Source organism: Jeotgalibacillus sp. JSM ZJ347 (assembly GCF_044383825.1).
Lineage (GTDB): Bacteria > Bacillota > Bacilli > Bacillales > Jeotgalibacillaceae > Jeotgalibacillus.
The window spans coordinates 65,637-81,807 of record NZ_JBISEN010000003.1; the positions used below are offsets into that span (position 1 = coordinate 65,637).

Annotated in this window: 25 protein-coding genes; 14 read left to right on the top strand and 11 right to left on the bottom strand. The window is 41.6% G+C overall.

The window, feature by feature from the left end; all coding sequences use genetic code 11:
- The first annotated feature begins 6 nt into the window (after positions 1–6).
- A complete protein-coding gene (locus tag ACH6CZ_RS11175) occupies positions 7–1,275 on the top strand; it encodes an FtsW/RodA/SpoVE family cell cycle protein (RefSeq protein WP_374097531.1) in 1,269 nt (422 codons plus the stop codon).
- A 72-nt stretch (positions 1,276–1,347) separates the two neighbouring features.
- On the opposite strand, the gene ACH6CZ_RS11180 is transcribed toward ACH6CZ_RS11175, so the two are convergent.
- Entirely contained in the window at positions 1,348–1,515 is a 168-nt protein-coding gene (locus ACH6CZ_RS11180; protein ID WP_374097532.1) for a hypothetical protein, read from the bottom strand.
- 128 nt (positions 1,516–1,643) lie between these two features.
- Between ACH6CZ_RS11180 and ACH6CZ_RS11185 the strand changes: the two genes are divergently transcribed.
- Genes ACH6CZ_RS11185 through ACH6CZ_RS11195 form a run of 3 tightly spaced genes read left to right on the top strand, consistent with a single transcriptional unit; the run spans position 1,644 to position 3,198 of the window.
- A complete protein-coding gene (locus tag ACH6CZ_RS11185; protein ID WP_374097533.1) occupies positions 1,644–1,949 on the top strand; it encodes a hypothetical protein in 306 nt (101 codons plus the stop codon).
- Between the two features lie 35 nt (positions 1,950–1,984).
- Positions 1,985–2,122, top strand: a complete 138-nt coding sequence (locus tag ACH6CZ_RS11190) for a hypothetical protein (protein ID WP_374097534.1) — start codon at positions 1,985–1,987, stop codon at positions 2,120–2,122.
- Positions 2,123–2,157: 35 nt separating this feature from the next.
- Entirely contained in the window at positions 2,158–3,198 is a 1,041-nt protein-coding gene (locus ACH6CZ_RS11195) for a DUF1835 domain-containing protein (protein WP_374097535.1), read from the top strand.
- A 56-nt stretch (positions 3,199–3,254) separates the two neighbouring features.
- On the opposite strand, the gene ACH6CZ_RS11200 is transcribed toward ACH6CZ_RS11195, so the two are convergent.
- A complete protein-coding gene (locus tag ACH6CZ_RS11200; protein ID WP_374097536.1) occupies positions 3,255–3,773 on the bottom strand; it encodes a hypothetical protein in 519 nt (172 codons plus the stop codon).
- Between the two features lie 159 nt (positions 3,774–3,932).
- On the opposite strand from ACH6CZ_RS11200, the gene ACH6CZ_RS11205 reads away from it, so the two are divergent.
- The 3 genes from ACH6CZ_RS11205 to ACH6CZ_RS11215 all read left to right on the top strand — a co-directional run bounded on the left by ACH6CZ_RS11205 (position 3,933) and on the right by ACH6CZ_RS11215 (position 5,249).
- Positions 3,933–4,352 carry a hypothetical protein gene (locus ACH6CZ_RS11205; RefSeq protein WP_374097537.1) on the top strand — a complete coding sequence of 140 codons (420 nt, stop codon included), beginning with the start codon at positions 3,933–3,935 and terminating at the stop codon, positions 4,350–4,352.
- 47 nt (positions 4,353–4,399) lie between these two features.
- Positions 4,400–4,816, top strand: coding sequence for a GNAT family N-acetyltransferase (locus ACH6CZ_RS11210; RefSeq protein ID WP_374097538.1), 417 nt, complete (start codon positions 4,400–4,402; stop codon positions 4,814–4,816).
- Between the two features lie 85 nt (positions 4,817–4,901).
- Positions 4,902–5,249 (top strand): hypothetical protein, encoded by a 348-nt coding sequence (locus ACH6CZ_RS11215; RefSeq protein WP_374097539.1) that lies wholly within the window; start codon positions 4,902–4,904, stop codon positions 5,247–5,249.
- Between the two features lie 430 nt (positions 5,250–5,679).
- Here ACH6CZ_RS11215 and ACH6CZ_RS11220 read toward each other — a convergent pair whose 3' ends face one another.
- The 3 genes from ACH6CZ_RS11220 to ACH6CZ_RS11230 form a co-directional block, all read right to left on the bottom strand.
- Positions 5,680–5,862: a hypothetical protein gene (locus ACH6CZ_RS11220; protein ID WP_374097540.1), complete on the bottom strand. Its 183-nt coding sequence runs from the start codon at positions 5,860–5,862 to the stop codon at positions 5,680–5,682.
- 22 nt (positions 5,863–5,884) lie between these two features.
- The gene (locus ACH6CZ_RS11225) at positions 5,885–6,100 is read right to left on the bottom strand and encodes a hypothetical protein (protein WP_374097541.1); all 216 of its coding nucleotides are present in this window, start codon (positions 6,098–6,100) and stop codon (positions 5,885–5,887) included.
- Positions 6,101–6,188: 88 nt separating this feature from the next.
- Positions 6,189–6,659 carry a hypothetical protein gene (locus ACH6CZ_RS11230; protein WP_374097542.1) on the bottom strand — a complete coding sequence of 157 codons (471 nt, stop codon included), beginning with the start codon at positions 6,657–6,659 and terminating at the stop codon, positions 6,189–6,191.
- A gap of 104 nt (positions 6,660–6,763) precedes the next feature.
- Between ACH6CZ_RS11230 and ACH6CZ_RS11235 the strand changes: the two genes are divergently transcribed.
- Positions 6,764–7,234, top strand: coding sequence for a DinB family protein (locus ACH6CZ_RS11235; protein WP_374097543.1), 471 nt, complete (start codon positions 6,764–6,766; stop codon positions 7,232–7,234).
- A gap of 52 nt (positions 7,235–7,286) precedes the next feature.
- Positions 7,287–8,297 carry a serine hydrolase domain-containing protein gene (locus ACH6CZ_RS11240; protein WP_374097544.1) on the top strand — a complete coding sequence of 337 codons (1,011 nt, stop codon included), beginning with the start codon at positions 7,287–7,289 and terminating at the stop codon, positions 8,295–8,297.
- A gap of 60 nt (positions 8,298–8,357) precedes the next feature.
- On the opposite strand, the gene ACH6CZ_RS11245 is transcribed toward ACH6CZ_RS11240, so the two are convergent.
- The 6 genes from ACH6CZ_RS11245 to ACH6CZ_RS11270 form a co-directional block, all read right to left on the bottom strand.
- The gene (locus tag ACH6CZ_RS11245; protein ID WP_374097545.1) at positions 8,358–9,584 is read right to left on the bottom strand and encodes an ABC transporter permease; all 1,227 of its coding nucleotides are present in this window, start codon (positions 9,582–9,584) and stop codon (positions 8,358–8,360) included.
- Positions 9,577–10,512 (bottom strand): ABC transporter ATP-binding protein, encoded by a 936-nt coding sequence (locus ACH6CZ_RS11250; protein WP_374097546.1) that lies wholly within the window; start codon positions 10,510–10,512, stop codon positions 9,577–9,579. Before ACH6CZ_RS11250 ends, ACH6CZ_RS11245 begins: the two co-directional genes overlap by 8 nt.
- Positions 10,505–11,377, bottom strand: a complete 873-nt coding sequence (locus tag ACH6CZ_RS11255) for an ATP-binding cassette domain-containing protein (RefSeq protein ID WP_374097547.1) — start codon at positions 11,375–11,377, stop codon at positions 10,505–10,507. Before ACH6CZ_RS11255 ends, ACH6CZ_RS11250 begins: the two co-directional genes overlap by 8 nt.
- Positions 11,374–11,763: a GntR family transcriptional regulator gene (locus ACH6CZ_RS11260; protein ID WP_374097548.1), complete on the bottom strand. Its 390-nt coding sequence runs from the start codon at positions 11,761–11,763 to the stop codon at positions 11,374–11,376. Before ACH6CZ_RS11260 ends, ACH6CZ_RS11255 begins: the two co-directional genes overlap by 4 nt.
- A 12-nt stretch (positions 11,764–11,775) precedes the next feature.
- Entirely contained in the window at positions 11,776–12,501 is a 726-nt protein-coding gene (locus ACH6CZ_RS11265; RefSeq protein ID WP_374097549.1) for a hypothetical protein, read from the bottom strand.
- 664 nt (positions 12,502–13,165) lie between these two features.
- Positions 13,166–13,354, bottom strand: a complete 189-nt coding sequence (locus ACH6CZ_RS11270) for a hypothetical protein (protein WP_374097550.1) — start codon at positions 13,352–13,354, stop codon at positions 13,166–13,168.
- 151 nt (positions 13,355–13,505) lie between these two features.
- On the opposite strand from ACH6CZ_RS11270, the gene ACH6CZ_RS11275 reads away from it, so the two are divergent.
- The 5 genes from ACH6CZ_RS11275 to fosB all read left to right on the top strand — a co-directional run bounded on the left by ACH6CZ_RS11275 (position 13,506) and on the right by fosB (position 16,129).
- Positions 13,506–14,039 carry a helicase gene (locus ACH6CZ_RS11275; protein ID WP_374097551.1) on the top strand — a complete coding sequence of 178 codons (534 nt, stop codon included), beginning with the start codon at positions 13,506–13,508 and terminating at the stop codon, positions 14,037–14,039.
- Positions 14,040–14,077: 38 nt separating this feature from the next.
- Entirely contained in the window at positions 14,078–14,491 is a 414-nt protein-coding gene (locus ACH6CZ_RS11280; protein WP_374097552.1) for a GNAT family N-acetyltransferase, read from the top strand.
- 4 nt (positions 14,492–14,495) lie between these two features.
- A complete protein-coding gene (locus ACH6CZ_RS11285; protein ID WP_374097553.1) occupies positions 14,496–14,918 on the top strand; it encodes a hypothetical protein in 423 nt (140 codons plus the stop codon).
- Between the two features lie 139 nt (positions 14,919–15,057).
- Positions 15,058–15,555: a GNAT family N-acetyltransferase gene (locus ACH6CZ_RS11290; protein WP_374097800.1), complete on the top strand. Its 498-nt coding sequence runs from the start codon at positions 15,058–15,060 to the stop codon at positions 15,553–15,555.
- 160 nt (positions 15,556–15,715) lie between these two features.
- Positions 15,716–16,129 carry a metallothiol transferase FosB gene (gene fosB, locus ACH6CZ_RS11295; protein ID WP_374097554.1) on the top strand — a complete coding sequence of 138 codons (414 nt, stop codon included), beginning with the start codon at positions 15,716–15,718 and terminating at the stop codon, positions 16,127–16,129.
- The last annotated feature ends 42 nt before the right edge of the window (positions 16,130–16,171 follow it).

Sequence of the window (16,171 nt, forward strand, 5' to 3'; positions counted from 1 at the left end):
GCGGCAGTGAATAAACGTGAAGATCATTTTTTAAAAGAGGTAGCAGGTCATATTAAATCAAAGGAAGCAAAAGCGTTTGTCACTGCTGAGTTATCATTTCACCTGAAGAAGGCGAAGCGTTTTTGGCAGGAGAAGGGTTTCAGTGATGAAACAGCCGAGGAAAAGGCGGTTGAGCAAATGGGTAGTCCTGTCAGGCTGGGGCAGGATCTGAATAAGCTGCATAAGCCTAAAGTTGACTGGATGCTGATGACGCTTTTGGCAGCTGCATTGGGGTTTGGTTTTCTTCCGATTTTTGCCCTTGATTATACAGAGGCTTTTCTGCTGAGTAAGATCATTATTGTGCTGCTTGGTATTGCGGTAGCTATTGGCATAATGCTGTTTGATTACCGGAAGATTGAGCGGTTGGGATGGCTATTTTATATAATTGGTGTAGTACTTTTACTGGTGTTAAGGACTTTTCCAACTACTATGATTAATGGACAATCGTTTATCGCGTTTGGCGCAATAACAATTGAAAGCTTAATGGCACTGCCATTCTTCTTTTTAGCCTGGGCATCTTTCTTCAACAATCCAAAGATGAAAATTTGGCAGATTGCACTATTGTACATTTTCTCACTCTATTTATTCTTTTCAATACCTAACCTTTCAACTGCATTGATCTATACTGTGATGGTATTTGTGATGTTGTGGTGGAGTCAATTCAGTAAGAAAAATAAGCTGATGATGACTGTTGTTTCATTCGTGTTAATCGCATCAGTAGGATTGCTGTTCTTCTTTAGGACAGAAGAATATCAAATGCAGCGGCTGGTTGGGTATCTCTACCCTGAAGAGCATGCAGATAGTGCAGGCTATATATACCTACGTTTGCAAGAGGTATTCTCTTCAGCAGGGTGGTTTGGTACAACTGATGGTTTTCGGTTTATCCCTTCTGCACATACCGACTTTGTATTTGCCACAATGACGTTTTACTACGGTTATGCATTTGCGATGGTTCTTGTTGTGGTTCTGTCGCTTTTCGCTGTCAGAATGATCATGATCACCAAATATATGAACTCCTCATTTGGCAAGTTGCTTCTGGTAGGCAGCATGACGCTTTTTATTGTTCAGTTCGTCTATAATATCGCAATGATGCTTGGCCTGCTGCCACTAACGTCAATTTCACTGCCATTTATCAGCTATGGCTTGATGCCGACGCTGTTTAATGCATTTCTGATTGGAATCGTCTTAAGTGTATACCGGCGCAAAAGCCTGGTTTCCGGCAGCGTTCAATACTGACCTTTTGGCAGAATCAACTCCCACATCATCCGCTTCCTCGAGCAAATGGTGTGGGAGTATTTTTTTCACTGCTCAACCAGCATTCAACATGGCTGTAAAGACCATTGAAAAAATCATGCTGAAAAAGATCAGCCCCATCCAATGTTTTCTGGCAGTCGTATTCAACATGATGTTTAGGAAGCCTCCTATCATCATCATAACGATAAAAACCCCTATGATCGATATAACGTTATACGGCACACTCTCTCCTCCTTTACGTGAAATCACTTTAATGTTATTTCCATTTTAACCCTCAAATGCTATACAATTTCATTTATAATAAGAATATTATGACATAATTTACTGCCTAAATGGAAAAGGAGAGCCACATGACTAGAGAAAAGTTAAATAGTTTAATTGTTTTCAGTATGATGAGCGTTATGGTTGGTTTGATTCTGCTGTTTTTCAGCGTGAATTTTGGAACAGCGCTTGCTGAGGTTTGGTTAATGCAACAAGGCAGTGCAGACACAGCGAAGTACCTCATTGCCATAGAGAGCTATATTCAAAACTTCATTGTTGCCGGAGGCGTGCTGTTCGGAATTGGTCTTGCTACAATTATGTTTTCTTATTATAAGATCCTTAGTACTTCAGCGCCGGCGTCAAAATCCAGTCTGGAAAATAGAGAGATTAAGTAACTAACAAAGGGAAATTCAGCTTCAGGAGGTCAACCATGAATAAACTTGATAAAAGCATGATTTACATAGGAAGTATTGCTCTATTAATCATATTATCGGTCATCGCCTATGAAGTGGGACAAATCAGCGATGCTTTACAGTTTATCGCGGATACTTTGTTCAGAAAGCTATAAGTTCGCTTCAATTTACTTTAAAAAGGGTGATGCAAATGATCGACGATATCAAAAAAGCAATCGAACACTTATCAGAAGAGCACGCAAAGAGTGTGCTGCTGCAGTCCATGATCCGCATCCAGATGATTCATGAGCAGGTTGGGGACCATCAGAAAGTGATCGATGAGTTGGTTCATTGGCAGCAGGAGGTTCTCCGTATGGCAAAGAATCAGCATACATACGTTGAAAGACCGTATCAAACCGTTCATCTCGTCTGTGGTGAATCTCCGGCAGGTTCACTGAAAGTTGGACTTGATCGCCATCAGAAAGTGATTGGGTTTCCTGACTTCTTTGGTGATGGACCCATCAGTTACCTTCACCAAACCAACGGTCAGAAGCAGCGCTTTGAATGGTTAAAGGACCATATGAATGTAGAGGATGAATATTATGAGAATGAATATGAAAAGCGGTTTGCGAAAGCTTTAAAAGAAATCGTGGATATCCCAAAAGAGGTGCCAATTGTGTTGTGGAGTGCTGATAACGCAGATGAACAGACGGGTGTGCGTTACTTTTTGTATGTCATGCGTGCAAAAGAGAATCCTGTTTACCTGATCAACTCTACCAGCGCATTTAGAGAGCTGTTTCCCAATGAAACGCTTGAGGAGTTTCAACGGCATACTGGTGGACTTGAACCGGAAAACCTGCAGCAGATCTATCTTGAAAAAGCCATCAAACCTTTAACGCAAGAAGAAAGAGAGCGCTATGAACTTGAGTGGGAGTCGCTCTCAGGACTGGGCGGCACGTTAAGGGTCTGGAAGGATCAGCAGATTCAGGCTGTCAATGAAAACTACTATGACTCAATCATCATAGCTGCCTGTGAGAAAGCGACTGACGATCAGGAAGACGGGTTTGTCAAAGCAGCCAGAATCATTGGGGAAGCATTAGGGCGTATTGATGATGTGGTGAATGTGATGTTTTTAGAGTACAGGGTGAGAAGTCTGGTATATGAAGGTGTGTTTGAGATCAAAGGCATTCCGAAAAGCATGAGGCATTATAGTGTGAGGGTGAAGAGAGCAAATCATGAGGTAATGGATTGAATGGTTGTTCCACTACCTCATCATCTATTTTCATTAATGCGGAAAGGCTGATTTTTTTATTGTTGAGGCAGTTCATTTCCACTCTCATCAAAATAACTGAACTGATCATCGCTTTCTAAGCCCTCCTCTAAGCCGTGCAGAAAAAATAATCTGATCAGGTTATGGTCCAGGTCAATTTCTTCAGCTTCATAAGGTCCATATGTAACCCGTGCAGTTTTCGGACTGGCGTAAGCAGCAATAAAGTGATCTGTGCCAGTAGCGGAACCTTCCTGCCGCTGATTCATGTCCCCGAGTCCAACCGCCTCTTCCAGTCGCCATCCATCTTCATTTTTATTCACTTTGGCCACTGCCAAATAATTTCCTTCTTCTTCACCAACCTGGGTGTAGAAAAACACGTACGCAGTCTGATCATAGGTTTTTGTCTCAATGAGCTGCTGTACCTCTAAAGAAGGATCTGATGTATTAAATACCGCCTCTTCAGGTGTAGTATAGGAAGAACTTCTCGCCTGATTTTCCATATAGAAATAGACACCTAAGACAACAAAAACTACTCCAATCAACAATAAATTTCTCATTGTATCCCCCTTTTTTGAAAAGCCAGATATTAAACGATGTTTGCTATTTCAAATATTAAACAGCATAGTATAGGTATATGGATAATTTTAGTTGATTTAAGCGTACCATAGTTTTGATGAAAAAGGAGAAATGTTAACCAAATAAGTGGAGGGGTCTGAATGAATCGCATAGAGATCAAAAGAACAAACTGGGTTGTGTTTGTTACTGCATTATTGTCAGGACTGATTTTCACAGCATTCACATTCTACGAAACCGCATATCCCCGCAGAGGACCTGATACAGGACAATTCAGGTTCGGCTTTTCATCTGATGAAACCTTGATGTACGCACTCGTTTCTCTATTCCTTGTTGTGCTGCTGATCTTATTATGGAAAAGAATTGCTCCTTGCCATGTTGCTGCTTTAACCTTCGTTACTTCTGTGCTGCTTCATAACCTGATTCTTTCTGTCACGATCGGGTGGGTTGGAATAGCCGCTATGATGATTTTGTTTTTTGGTGTATTGCTGACGATCTGTATGATCATTTTTAATTTCTTTGTGAATCGCAGACTTAAAAAGCAGGTGCTTATCAGGGAGTGAGTGCTTCTATAGCTGACACCCATACTTAATCAAAGGAGGTCAAAGGTGTGGTTTTAATAAAATATGACCTGGAAGAGCAGGACATCTCAACTATAAAAGAAATTTATCAGTCTGTCGGCTGGATGAAACATGATGAGGGTACGATCAGAAAAGTGTTTGAAGCCAGTACTCACCATATCTTTGCATTTGAAGAGTCTAGAATGATCGGTTTTTCCAGGGCCCTGTCAGATGGTATTTTTAACGCGGCTATTTATGATGTGGTTGTACATAAAGATTTTCAAGGGAGAGGCATTGCGCGGATATTAGTTGAGGAATTAATGGTGGAATTTCGTACGGTTTCCTGTGTCCAGTTAATAGCTACAACAGGGAATGAAGGTTTTTATAAGAAGCTGGGCTTCCGGAAGCTGAAAACCGGTATGGCTAGATATATACGTGAAGAACTGGCTGATGCGTATTTGGAATAAAGAGTAGAAGTTCAATTAATATACATGCAGGAGGTAGTAACGTGAAGAAAATTTATTCTTTGGCTATTGTTTCCGCAGGCTATTGTTGATTGCCTGCGGAAATTTGAATTTCTCTCAATCTGAAGAATTACATCTGTCTGACGTCTATACTGCTTCTTTTAGCGACATAACTGAAGTGGAAATTGTAAACGGAGCTACAGGCGAAAGCGTAGTAATTTCTGAACAGGCTGCAATAAACAATTTTTCAGCAGAGTTGGAAAAGATGGAGCTAGAGGAAATTCCGTCAGCAGAAGAAAAAGAAGGATATTCATGGATGGTAAAACTAAAATCTAAAAACGGAGAGTATCGTATGAATGGTTATAATTTTGGAGAACATTATTTTAAAAGTGAACCCGACTTCAATGAAATATTTTCAGAGTATTTAGGAAGTTAATGAAGGAGCTTTTTATATCTTCAGATGATTTTCAAATGAAATACACTTCTATTTCTTGTCATATAAAGGCTTGGCATATATAGCGATAGGTCAGGTTAAAACGATTTTTTCATGATCAAGCTCAGGGGCGATCCGATCCATCTTTTTGCCATTTGGAAACTATATCACCATTCTGCCTGGTATCGTCATGTTTGGAATATGGCTTACGCTAAAGACTGTTATACTTGGAGTGGCAGCTATGGTGATTTTTTGATGTGTTACTGACCATCTGTATTTTTATTTTTAAATGCATTATTCATTGCAGATATAAAAAGCAGGTGCTGATTAGTGAATGATTTCACCGCTTTTATAGTTAATTCTTTTTTCCTAGCATTAGGAAAATGAAAATGGTGGAAAAAGGAATGAACGGGGAGGTCTGTGCTCATTCCTTTTATTCTGATTTTTCTTCCGAGGGATTAGGCTGCAGTAGCCACGTTAAAAACAAGAATATCAAAGCAGCACAGAGCCTCATCAATAAACCAACCCAAATATTTGGATGCTCAAATAAATCCCCTGGAATAAAATACGTCATGATAAACCCTAAGATCAAAATCGCAATATATCTGATCGTCATTGTCGGTCTCCAGACATGTAACTTAAGTAAACCGTCTGCATGTTACACAATAAGGCGTCGTGTGTCCTCTCTTAATTACACCATCACAACCCGAGCAGCGGATATACCGTGATTCCTCCGCATTCACACCATCCCAGCCCTTGGCCAGCAGCCGGCTAAGCAGGCTCATTGATTGAACCTCGTATTTAAAGTAGATCCAGATACCAAATGCGCAGATGAATAAAACGACAAGAATCATCACAGTCACGCTCCTTATTTAGTTAGATGATAGAGAGGTTGTAATATAAGTATTTTCAAGATGCTCAAGAACAGATGAAGCGCCTGAGCTACTTGCCATTAAACGTTTTATTTATCAACTCTTCCTGATTTTCCCCTCTCACGATGATGACGTAAGTTTCATCTATGGGTATGTCTCCTGAGTTCATTAATAAATCGTTCGTCACATGAACAAGCTCTGTTAGACGGTCCTCGACATTCAAGGCTGATTTCTCAAACGATGTTTTCAAAATGAACTTTGTTGGTTCAGGATTAAAATCAAGTGCAACGCCTTTATATTCCATATACCTCGTCTTTAACATTGCATCAATTTCCGGTACTGCTTCAAACCACCTGTACTCTGGACCAATTGCTAAAGTAGGTTCGGGTGAATCGTCATAACGCCACTGTATTAGCGCAATCAGAATCAAACTGAAAACAATTACAGTCGTTCTAATTGTATGCTGATTCTTCTCTTTATTGTATTTAACCTTTTTTCTGTATTTCTGCTGAATACTTCGTGCTTTTGGATGATGTTTCATCAGATATGCGTGACACCTCCATAAGTACTATTAAACAAATTATACCAAACGCACAGCCAATAAGGTAAAATAAAACCAATCTTTTACAAAAAGGAGCAGGTCATGTGATTGATTTATTTTTATATAACTGGCAGGTGCGGGAAGAGTGGTTTGTATGGTGCAAATCTCTGCCGGAAGAAGAGCTGCATGCAGAGCGTACAGGCGGGATGGGCAGTCTGTTTCAGAATCTGGTCCATATGATTGACTGTGAGCTTCTGTGGATGAACTACCTGGCCAAGGAACCGGTCACTTATGAACCAAGGGAAATGATCAGTACGTTAGAAGAGATCATTGTGTATTCGGATTTCACCAGAGACATCACACAGCGAACACTTTCAGCATGGAGCGATGGAATTGAAAACAAAAGCATTCAGATCACCAGCAGGAATGGGAAGGTTCATTCTTTTACATACGAAAAGGTGATCAGTCACCTGATCACTCATGAGATTCATCATATCGGACAGTTATCTGTCTGGTCGCGTGAGATTGGCAGAAAGCCGGTTTCGTCTGATTTAATTGTTCGTGACTATGAATAAAATTTATTTTAAGAAGCATGCAATAAGTATAAATGAAAAGTGAGGCTGACAAATGGCGCTTTCACGTATAACTATTAATGAAAGAATGAAGCATCATTACGTACCGGGAATGAGTATTGCGACTATCAGGAATGGTGCGCTGAGCACTGATTATTTTGGCTTGCTTGAAGCCGGAACAGAGCGGGAGGTTCAGCGTGATACGATCTTTAATGCCTGTTCAATCAGTAAGTTTCTAACGTCGGTTCTTGTGATGAAGTTAAGTTCACAGGGCTTGATTGATCTCGATGAGGATGTGAATAACTATCTTGTGTCCTGGAGAGTTCCCTCTAATGAATATGAGGTTACACTTCGTTATTTACTGAGTCATCAGTCAGGAGTTACTGATCCAGAAGGCAGTTTCTCTGAACTGAATGCTGGAGACCGGGCTCCTTCAATGGCTGACGTTTTGGCAGGCAGAACCCCTTACTGCCGGGAGCCGGTTAAAGTAAAATATGAGCCTGGCAGTGACTTTCAGTATTCGGATGCGGGGTATTGCATGATCCAGCTGCTGATTGAAGATATCACAGGGGAACCTTTTGAAAAAGTAGTGAAAGAACATATTTTTGAACCATTGAATATGAACCACAGTGCATTTCCGGCCGTTATTTCAGAAAAGGGATGTTTTGCTTCCGGACACAATAGAAAGGAAGAAATAGTGCTGGGGCGTTACCCGGTCTATCCTTATCCTGCTGCATCAGGATTATGGACAACATCTGAAGATTTAGCCGCTTTGTTAATTGAATTCATGAATGCACTGCGGGGTGAAAGTAGAATTGGTCTAACTTCAGATGCTGCGGAGGCGATGATCAGTCCGCAGGAAAGTAACGACTGGGCGGGGCTTGGATTATTTTTAGAGGGTGTGGGTCAATCAGTTGAAATTTCTTCTCTTGGATGGGGGATGGGCTTTCAATGCATGATGGTGGCATATCCGCATGAGAAAAACGGAATCGTCATCATGACAAATGCAGATACTGGGAAGCATCAGATGGAAGGGCTTATAGGCGAGGTGTATAAGAGCTTTTAAAGTATTACAGAAGGCTGAGACAACATCTGTCCCAGCCTCCTGTAACGCGATATGACTAACTTAAGATCGAACCCATTTCACCATATCACCAATCGAAGCATTCTTCCCATACAGCAGAATGCCGACTTCGAAAATCTTTCCGGCAAGCTTCATGAAGAGCCATACTGACAGGACCAGAATCGTCATGCCGATTGCGATTTCAACCCATGGCCATTCCTCAAGCATTGATAATCTCATAATCAGTACGGCAGGAGAGGTGAATGGGATATAGCTTCCCACCTGTGCTGCGAGCCCATTTGGGTCAGATAGGACAGGTCCAATCAGAATAATCGGTGAAAACGGAAGCATCATCACGAGACCCTGGAAGTTACTTGTTGAACTCATATCTTCTATTGTTGCGCCGAGTCCTACAAACAGAGCGGCGAATAACAGGTAACCAATTAACGCAATCACAATCAGCAGGGCAAGCTCCGGTACAAACAGGTATTTCATAATCGGCAGGTCGTTAAATCTCCAGACGGCAAACGGGAATGCAATCAGGAGCCATACGCCAACCTGAAGCATACCAAGCCAGAAGTAGCCGATAATTTTACCCTGCATCAGGTCACTTGGTGTCAGAGAAGAAAGGACAATCTCAGAAACCTTTTCCTTCTTTTCCTGTGAAGCACTCTGGAAGATCATCATTCCGGTCATCACGATCGAGAATAAGATCAAACCGGCGAATGCACCTGGTATAATCCGGGCTAATTCATTCAGACCTGAATCAGCTGACGCCTGTTCAGTCCCCAGCTCCTGGCCATCAAACTGAATGCCGGTTGCCACAGCAGCCATCTGTTCTTCAGATAATCCCGCATTTTGCAAATTCAGCTGCTGCAGAGGAGCTGCAAGCAGCTGGACTTCACTTGCAAATGAGTCAGGTGTTTCCTCTGTTGTATAATAGGTGATCTGTCCATTACGAAGGGCATCCTCATCAAGCGCAAGGTACACCGCGCTTTCGTCTTCTTCCAATCCTGCTTCCCATTCATCAGGAGAGGAATTGACAACACTCGTTTCCCAATTCAGATCTGCGCTGTTGACGAAAGGTTCAATTTGTTCTGACCAGATACCTGATGGATCTGATACAGCAATATTGACAGGGTCTGGGTCATCACCGGAGCCTGATAATAGCGTCGGCAGGGTAGCAAATAAGATGAAAAGCACTGGTGTTAAAAGAAGTGAGATCACAAATGACTTATTTTTAACATTTCGCTTGAATTCCCAGCGGGCGACTTTTAAGCTGTTACGCATATTTTTCTTCCTCCTCTGCTGCAAGTGTCCGGTCTGAGGCAACATCAATAAAGATTTCATGCAGCGAAATCCGGTCCAGTCTGAATTCCTCAATGTGAATGTCTACAGGCAGCTTGCGGATCCACTCTGCCGGTTTCAGATTCTGATCCAGGAAAAGAACAGACACATTGTCCTGCTGTTCAACCCGGTTCACATAAGGGATCGACTGCAGTTTTTTCTCTTCATTTTGACCGTGAATTGTACATTTAAAGCTTGCGTATTCTCTTTTGACGTCATCCATTGTCCCGCTGATGACTTCACGGCCTTTATGAATCATAATCAGACGGTCTGCCATTTCCTCTACCAGATTCATCTGGTGGGCAGAGAGCAGGATCGCAGTACCGTTTCTGGCAAGCTCCCTGATCTCCTCCTTGAACACTTCCTGACTGACAGGATCAAGACCTGAGAACGGCTCATCCAGAATGAGCAGCTCGGGTTCATGGATAATGGAAGCAATAAATTGAACTTTTTGTCCCATTCCCTTTGACAGCTCTTCAATCGAAACCTTGTCTTTTCCTTCAAGACCAAACTTCTTCAGATAGGACAGGGCACGCTCTTTTGCTTTTTTAAGCGGGTAGTCCTTGAGCTCTGCAAAGTAGAGCAGGATATCCATAATCTTTACGTTTTTATAAAGTCCGCGTTCTTCAGGGAGGTAGCCGATTTTGTGCTTCGGAATCTGACCTTCCTTTTCACCGTGAAACTTGATTGTTCCGTGATCCGGATAGAGAATCCCCATGATACTTCTGATGGTCGTTGATTTCCCGGCGCCGTTTGGACCGAGAAGGGCAGTGATTTCTCCCTTTTTTACATTAAATGAAACGTCATGAAGTACCTGCTGGTCTTTAAATGACTTTTGAAGGCTTTGAACGGTAAGTGCAATTTCAGACATTGATCATTTCCCCTTCCATTAAAATTTCCTGAATAATATCCTCAAGCTCAGGTATTTGTTCATCCACAATGACCAGGTTGTGTTGAGAAAGGTAAGCCATCGTAGCCTCAGGCTGATTTGATAATATGACTTTTTTATAGGTCCGCTTGATTTCACCGGGAATCCTGCTTAACGGCGGCTCTTCCTTTAACCAGAACAGGCGGTAGGAGGAGGCGAGTGAATCTTTCTCAAGCAGCTTTGACACCCTGCCATCGTTAATAAATACAAGATAATCAGCCAGTTTTTTTATATCATCAGCCTGATGGGAGGCAATCAAAACGGTTCGATCGCTTTTTTCCATCAGCTCGAGTAAGAACTGAATAAAATAGTTTCTTGATGGAATATCCATCGCAGCAGTCGGCTCATCAAGAATCAGCAGCGGTGTATTCTTACCAAAGTTAAGCGCGATGTTCAGTTTTGTCTTGACGCCGGGTGACAGCTTTTGGACCTTTTTGTTCAACGGAATATTGAGTTTTTCAGAAAACCTTCTGAACAGCGCCTCGTCCCACGATGGATAAAGCTCTGCCATCAGATTGCGCAGCTGTTCTCCTGTGAAAGGGTCACAGCCCGTCATCGTTTGCGCCTGATAAGCAATCTGCTGCTTCCAACTGTCAGCATCATCTCTTACGGAATAACCGAACACCTCGATCTCTCCGGTATCCTGCTTCACAAGGTTCATAATCATTTTGAAAAATGTACTCTTACCGGCACCGTTTGTTCCGACGACCGCTGTAATGGTGCCTTCTTCAATGGCAAGCTCCGGTATGTTCAGATGAAAATCATCAATCGATTTCCCGATCTGTCTGATCACTAATGGCAATGTCATTGGTTATCCTCCTTTTGAAGCAGGGTTTCTACCATACGGATGATGTCATCGTTCGTTAATTCATGCTGCCGCGCTGTAGAAATTGCTTTTAAAATGGCTTCTTCAACTGCCTGACTGGCCATTGACGTCTTCATATCAGCGTCTACGTCGGCCACAAATGTTCCCTTTCCCTGAGAAGTCTGGATGAACCCGCTGTATTCAAGGTTTTGATAAGCTCTTCTGATTGTAATTGAACTGATTTCAAGTTCTTTTGCTAACAGTCTGATAGAAGGAAGCGGGTCTCCTGTTGTTAATTGTCCGCTTGCGATCAGTGCTTTAATCTGATGCTCAATCTGATGATAAATCGGTTCGCGGGAGGACTTGGAAAGCCGGATTGGAAGATTCATAACAGTCCTCCTTTATTGTAAGTAATCAATTTTTGTGATTTGTCTGTTCGCATGACGGAACCAGTAAAGTGTGACGAGACATGCGATCAGAATAGAAATGACGATTGATAGGAAAGTGAATTCATTTGCCAGGTAGATCGTCCATTTAAAAAACCCTGTATCCAGCCATACCTGAAAGATCAGGTACAGACCAGCGAAAAATAGGACGATGCTGGCATATGACCAGAAGAAAGTGAAGCGCTTGATCTTATCCCCGGGATCGCTCGCAGGGAAGAGTCCGCCTATACAAAAGCTGATACAGATCCACATCACAATCATTGCCACCAACTGAAGCGGGTTAACAGCGTTCTGAAGCTCAGATGAGAACAGGTAAGTTCCCGTCAGTGCCAGAACGATTCCGATCGTGATAGAAGTGTAGGGCAGGATAAAGCGGCTCATAATAAGGACAGTCCGTTTGATTGGCAGCTGATTCAGCATAACGAAATATGGAGAGCCGTATAAATTGTCATTCATTTTTTGATACTGAAAATTTTTCGGTTTGATTGCAAAAGAGATCGTGCCAATATAAATAATCAAAAGTACATCAAATATATAAATATGTTCTTCGAGATAAGATGGCATCGACAGATAAAAGAAAAATGTATAAATACCAGCCATTAGCAGGATAGTAAGATAATGTTTTTTAGAAACATTAAACTCAATTCCGGCCAGCCATAACGCCTGACGTAACGTATTCATCAATTAATCACTTCCTTTTTTTAGTGTATAAGTGTGTATATCTATATACACACTATATTATGGTTGATATATAATTGCAACGGTTTTTTGGAAATAATAAAAAGCATAGCCACAGATCATTGAATAAAAATGATGTGTAGCTATGCTCCTGCTGAGTAGCGTACTGAATTGAATTTCGCATGATTTTACGTTAAACTGATTATAATAAAAAGAGAAGAGCGGCGAACTCTTCTCCCTTGCAGCCTCTACCGTCAGGGTGGTGGTTGTCAATCAAATGTTATTTGTGAGAACCACCCTTTTGCTTCCGACGGCGCAGGGTGGTTTTCTTTTCGTCCAGAAAAGCCTTATGAAAGAGATACGCACTCACTGCGCGCGTAATACCTTTCAGTACTTCTCTTGTAAACTCCAGAAAAATGTCTATAGTTATCACCCCCTTTCCCAAAAAAGGAAAAGGAAAAGATGACAACCATCCACCCGTACAATATTGGCTGCCTACATATTTTAACATAATCACTTCAGCGTATATGTAAGACTACGGTACTAAACCTGCTGCCCAGGACGCTTCGTTCATCAAGGCTGCTGAAACTCATACACAGCTACCGATGTCAGCGTCAGGTTAACCGCAATCAGAATAACACTTCCCGCGATTAATAAAATCCTGTAACTATTTTTTTCCAAAAATCGCACTTATAAATGCAAGTACACCATAAAGGTTAATCATCATGATAAAAGCGGCGCCGGTTGTGCTGAACGTCAGCCTTTCAATCATGTTGCCTCTGTTGGCTAAAGAGATAATGTTAATTGTACCCAATATAATAAAGATCAATGACAAAGTGGAAAAAAGTCTACCCATGCTCAACCTCCTGATCAATAGGTAATAACTAGACTTTACCATATTTGCATCTCGCTAATTTACAGAAAAATAAATAATTTCTGACTCTTGAAATGTAGAAAGTCATGGTATTATGTGGAGATAAGCGGTTTCACTTTACATGGGGATGCACATGACCGAAAACCGGGTTCGTACAAATACGGACTTTTCATTTGTGAAGCGTACTGTAGAAGTTGGAGGCATGACAAAGCAGGAGTTGATTCAACAGCTTAATGCATCCGCTATCCGTTTAAATGAATTTGGAGACAAGCTGCTGCATGATGAAAAGTTTTTGATCTCTGAAACTAAATATTGTATAGAAACTGTAGAAGTAACCGTGCATTCACTTGGCTTCCATAAGGGTGCAAATACAGCTGAACTGTACAAGAGAGCGAATGAAATTGGATTGAGACTTTGTTCAATGGAGCTGGGGCCATTTTTGAGGCTGGCTTACACAGATCAGGCTGAGCATACATCTCATGTACAAAACCAGGCGCCATCAGGTGCAGTCACGATTGCATCAGCACCATTATATAAAAACGATGATTTTCCGAAAGGCTTTTACTTAAGACGAATGGACGGGGAGCTGTGGCTGAGAGGTTACACAGCAGATGTCCTGCACGTCTGGAATCCTCAGGATGTATTTATTTTCTGTGTAAAAGGGTAAGGGAATACAGGTTAACAATCATATAGGAGGGAATCGTTTTGGAATGGTCAAAAAAGCATTACATTGTGAGTGATGATGTTGAGCTGCTGGACGTGGAGAGTATTTATCAAATGCTGGTCAATACATACTGGGCTTCAAATAGAACCAGAAAAGTGATTGAACAAAGTATTAAGCACTCGATTTCTTTTGGCATGTATGAAGAAGGGAAACAAATCGGCTTTGCAAGAGTCGTGACAGACCGCGTTGTGTTTTCATGGATCATGGATGTGGTGATTGATGCTGATTATAGAGGAAAAGGGTTAGGCGAGTGGCTGATGGACTGTGTACTTGAGCACCCGGATATTAAATATACTGCCATTGCCTTGGCTACATCAGATGCGCAGGATTTTTACAGGAAATTTAAGTTCCGGAAGATTGAGTGTATGACGCGGCCTATTGTAGAGCGGGAGTGAGATATTGAAAAAATCTTTCGTTTTAACAGCTGTCACGCTAATGCTGTTTATCGGCATGTGGATTGGATTTGACTATCTCAGTCACAGTGGAGAATTCACGCTGGAGAGTGATTCATCTGCAAGCCAGGAATTACTGGATGACGCTAACCCTATCTACCTCAGCTACGGCATAAAGTGGGAGGGCACGGGTACCCCGACGCTGGAGCGCATTGAAATGATCAGAAGAGATGGAACAATCGCTGATACTCATCTGGCTGAATCCTTTATTGCAACCACAAATATAATTGGTGTGATGGACGGGGAATCGGTTGAAAAAGGAGGACTTACTGAGGAACTTCGAGCTGTGAATGAATTTCAGCCGAAGGACGCTTTTCATCTGGTTATTCGTGTGGACGATGCAAGTGATTTAGCTGAGAACGATATCTGAGAGCTGAGGATCACATATAAAAAGTATGGGGTCACACAAAGTCAGGATCTGACGCTAAATGAAGGCATTGCAACTGGAGAAGCTTATGAGTAATACAAGTCTTATCTGCAAAGATGGAGTGATTTGATTGAAGAATAACATGATTATTAAAGAATTAACTGAAATAAACACATGTATAGATCAACTCTCAGGTATTCTTATTAAAGTTGTCAACCAAGGTGCATCAATCGGTTTTATACCGCCATTTGATGACACACTAGCAAGACAGTATTGGAATCAGGTGACCGATACAAATACCGTTCTGCTTGCAGCGGAAGTAAACGGGGAAGTGCTTGGGACGGTTCAGTTGGTGCTGTCCACAAAGCCGAATGGACTTCATAGAGCCGAGATTGCAAAACTGATGGTGCATCCTGATCATCAGGGGAGAGGAATCGGCAGACTTTTAATGAAAAAAGCTGAGAAAGCAGCCATTGCTCGTAACCGGACACTGATTGTGCTTGATACTAGAAAAGGTGATCGTTCCAATCATCTTTATTTGTCTATGGGCTATAACTTTGCAGGAGAGATACCCTCATATGCGATGTCTGCGGATGGAAATTTAGATCCTACCGTTTTGTATTATAAAATATTTGATTAATGATCTTAATGAAGTATCCAATTCACTCGATCTGTATCGTGTGTGAGAATGACTGGAATAAACTATGTCCAAAATGATATTAGAAGTACAGTCATATCATTGAACTGAAGCTTATGTTGAATACAAAGAAGAATGGAGTAAATGACTTTGGAGTGAGAAGATGACCATCCAAGGGATCAACCACTTGTTATTTTCAGTTTCAGATCTTAACAAATCAATTGAATTCTATCAGAACGTTTTTGACGCAAAGCTTTTAGTGGAGGGCAGAAGCACAGCTTATTTTGATCTGAATGGGATTTGGCTGGCGTTAAATGAAGAGAAGGATATTCCGCGTGATGAGATCATGCAGTCCTATACCCATATTGCTTTTTCGATAGATGAAAATGAGATTGATATGGTGTATAGCAAGCTAGTGAGCCTGGGAGTGAAAATCTTATCAGGACGTAAAAGAGCTAAACAGGATAAGGAATCGATTTATTTTACAGATCCGGATGGACATAAGTTTGAATTTCATTCCGGGACGCTTGAGGAACGTATGAAGTATTACAGAGAAGCCACATATGACTTTTTATGAATAAGTGGATTCGTCAGCCGAAATTTGATGTAAAAAAACTCC

Bases quoted from the DNA above. Each gene is read 5' to 3' on its own strand.
- ACH6CZ_RS11225 (WP_374097541.1), bottom strand. From the start codon at position 6,100: ATGATTCTTGTCGTTTTATTCATCTGCGCATTTGGTATCTGGATCTAC.
- ACH6CZ_RS11240 (WP_374097544.1), top strand. From the start codon at position 7,287: ATGGCGCTTTCACGTATAACTATTAATGAAAGAATGAAGCATCATTAC.
- ACH6CZ_RS11205 (WP_374097537.1), top strand. From the start codon at position 3,933: ATGAATCGCATAGAGATCAAAAGAACAAACTGGGTTGTGTTTGTTACT.
- ACH6CZ_RS11245 (WP_374097545.1), bottom strand. From the start codon at position 9,584: ATGCGTAACAGCTTAAAAGTCGCCCGCTGGGAATTCAAGCGAAATGTT.
- ACH6CZ_RS11220 (WP_374097540.1), bottom strand. From the start codon at position 5,862: ATGACGATCAGATATATTGCGATTTTGATCTTAGGGTTTATCATGACG.
- ACH6CZ_RS11185 (WP_374097533.1), top strand. From the start codon at position 1,644: ATGACTAGAGAAAAGTTAAATAGTTTAATTGTTTTCAGTATGATGAGC.
- ACH6CZ_RS11230 (WP_374097542.1), bottom strand. From the start codon at position 6,659: ATGAAACATCATCCAAAAGCACGAAGTATTCAGCAGAAATACAGAAAA.
- ACH6CZ_RS11290 (WP_374097800.1), top strand. From the start codon at position 15,058: ATGATTATTAAAGAATTAACTGAAATAAACACATGTATAGATCAACTC.
- ACH6CZ_RS11255 (WP_374097547.1), bottom strand. From the start codon at position 11,377: ATGACATTGCCATTAGTGATCAGACAGATCGGGAAATCGATTGATGAT.
- ACH6CZ_RS11260 (WP_374097548.1), bottom strand. From the start codon at position 11,763: ATGAATCTTCCAATCCGGCTTTCCAAGTCCTCCCGCGAACCGATTTAT.
- ACH6CZ_RS11265 (WP_374097549.1), bottom strand. From the start codon at position 12,501: ATGAATACGTTACGTCAGGCGTTATGGCTGGCCGGAATTGAGTTTAAT.
- ACH6CZ_RS11190 (WP_374097534.1), top strand. From the start codon at position 1,985: ATGAATAAACTTGATAAAAGCATGATTTACATAGGAAGTATTGCTCTA.
- ACH6CZ_RS11250 (WP_374097546.1), bottom strand. From the start codon at position 10,512: ATGTCTGAAATTGCACTTACCGTTCAAAGCCTTCAAAAGTCATTTAAA.
- ACH6CZ_RS11275 (WP_374097551.1), top strand. From the start codon at position 13,506: ATGACCGAAAACCGGGTTCGTACAAATACGGACTTTTCATTTGTGAAG.
- ACH6CZ_RS11270 (WP_374097550.1), bottom strand. From the start codon at position 13,354: ATGGGTAGACTTTTTTCCACTTTGTCATTGATCTTTATTATATTGGGT.
- fosB (WP_374097554.1), top strand. From the start codon at position 15,716: ATGACCATCCAAGGGATCAACCACTTGTTATTTTCAGTTTCAGATCTT.
- ACH6CZ_RS11200 (WP_374097536.1), bottom strand. From the start codon at position 3,773: ATGAGAAATTTATTGTTGATTGGAGTAGTTTTTGTTGTCTTAGGTGTC.
- ACH6CZ_RS11195 (WP_374097535.1), top strand. From the start codon at position 2,158: ATGATCGACGATATCAAAAAAGCAATCGAACACTTATCAGAAGAGCAC.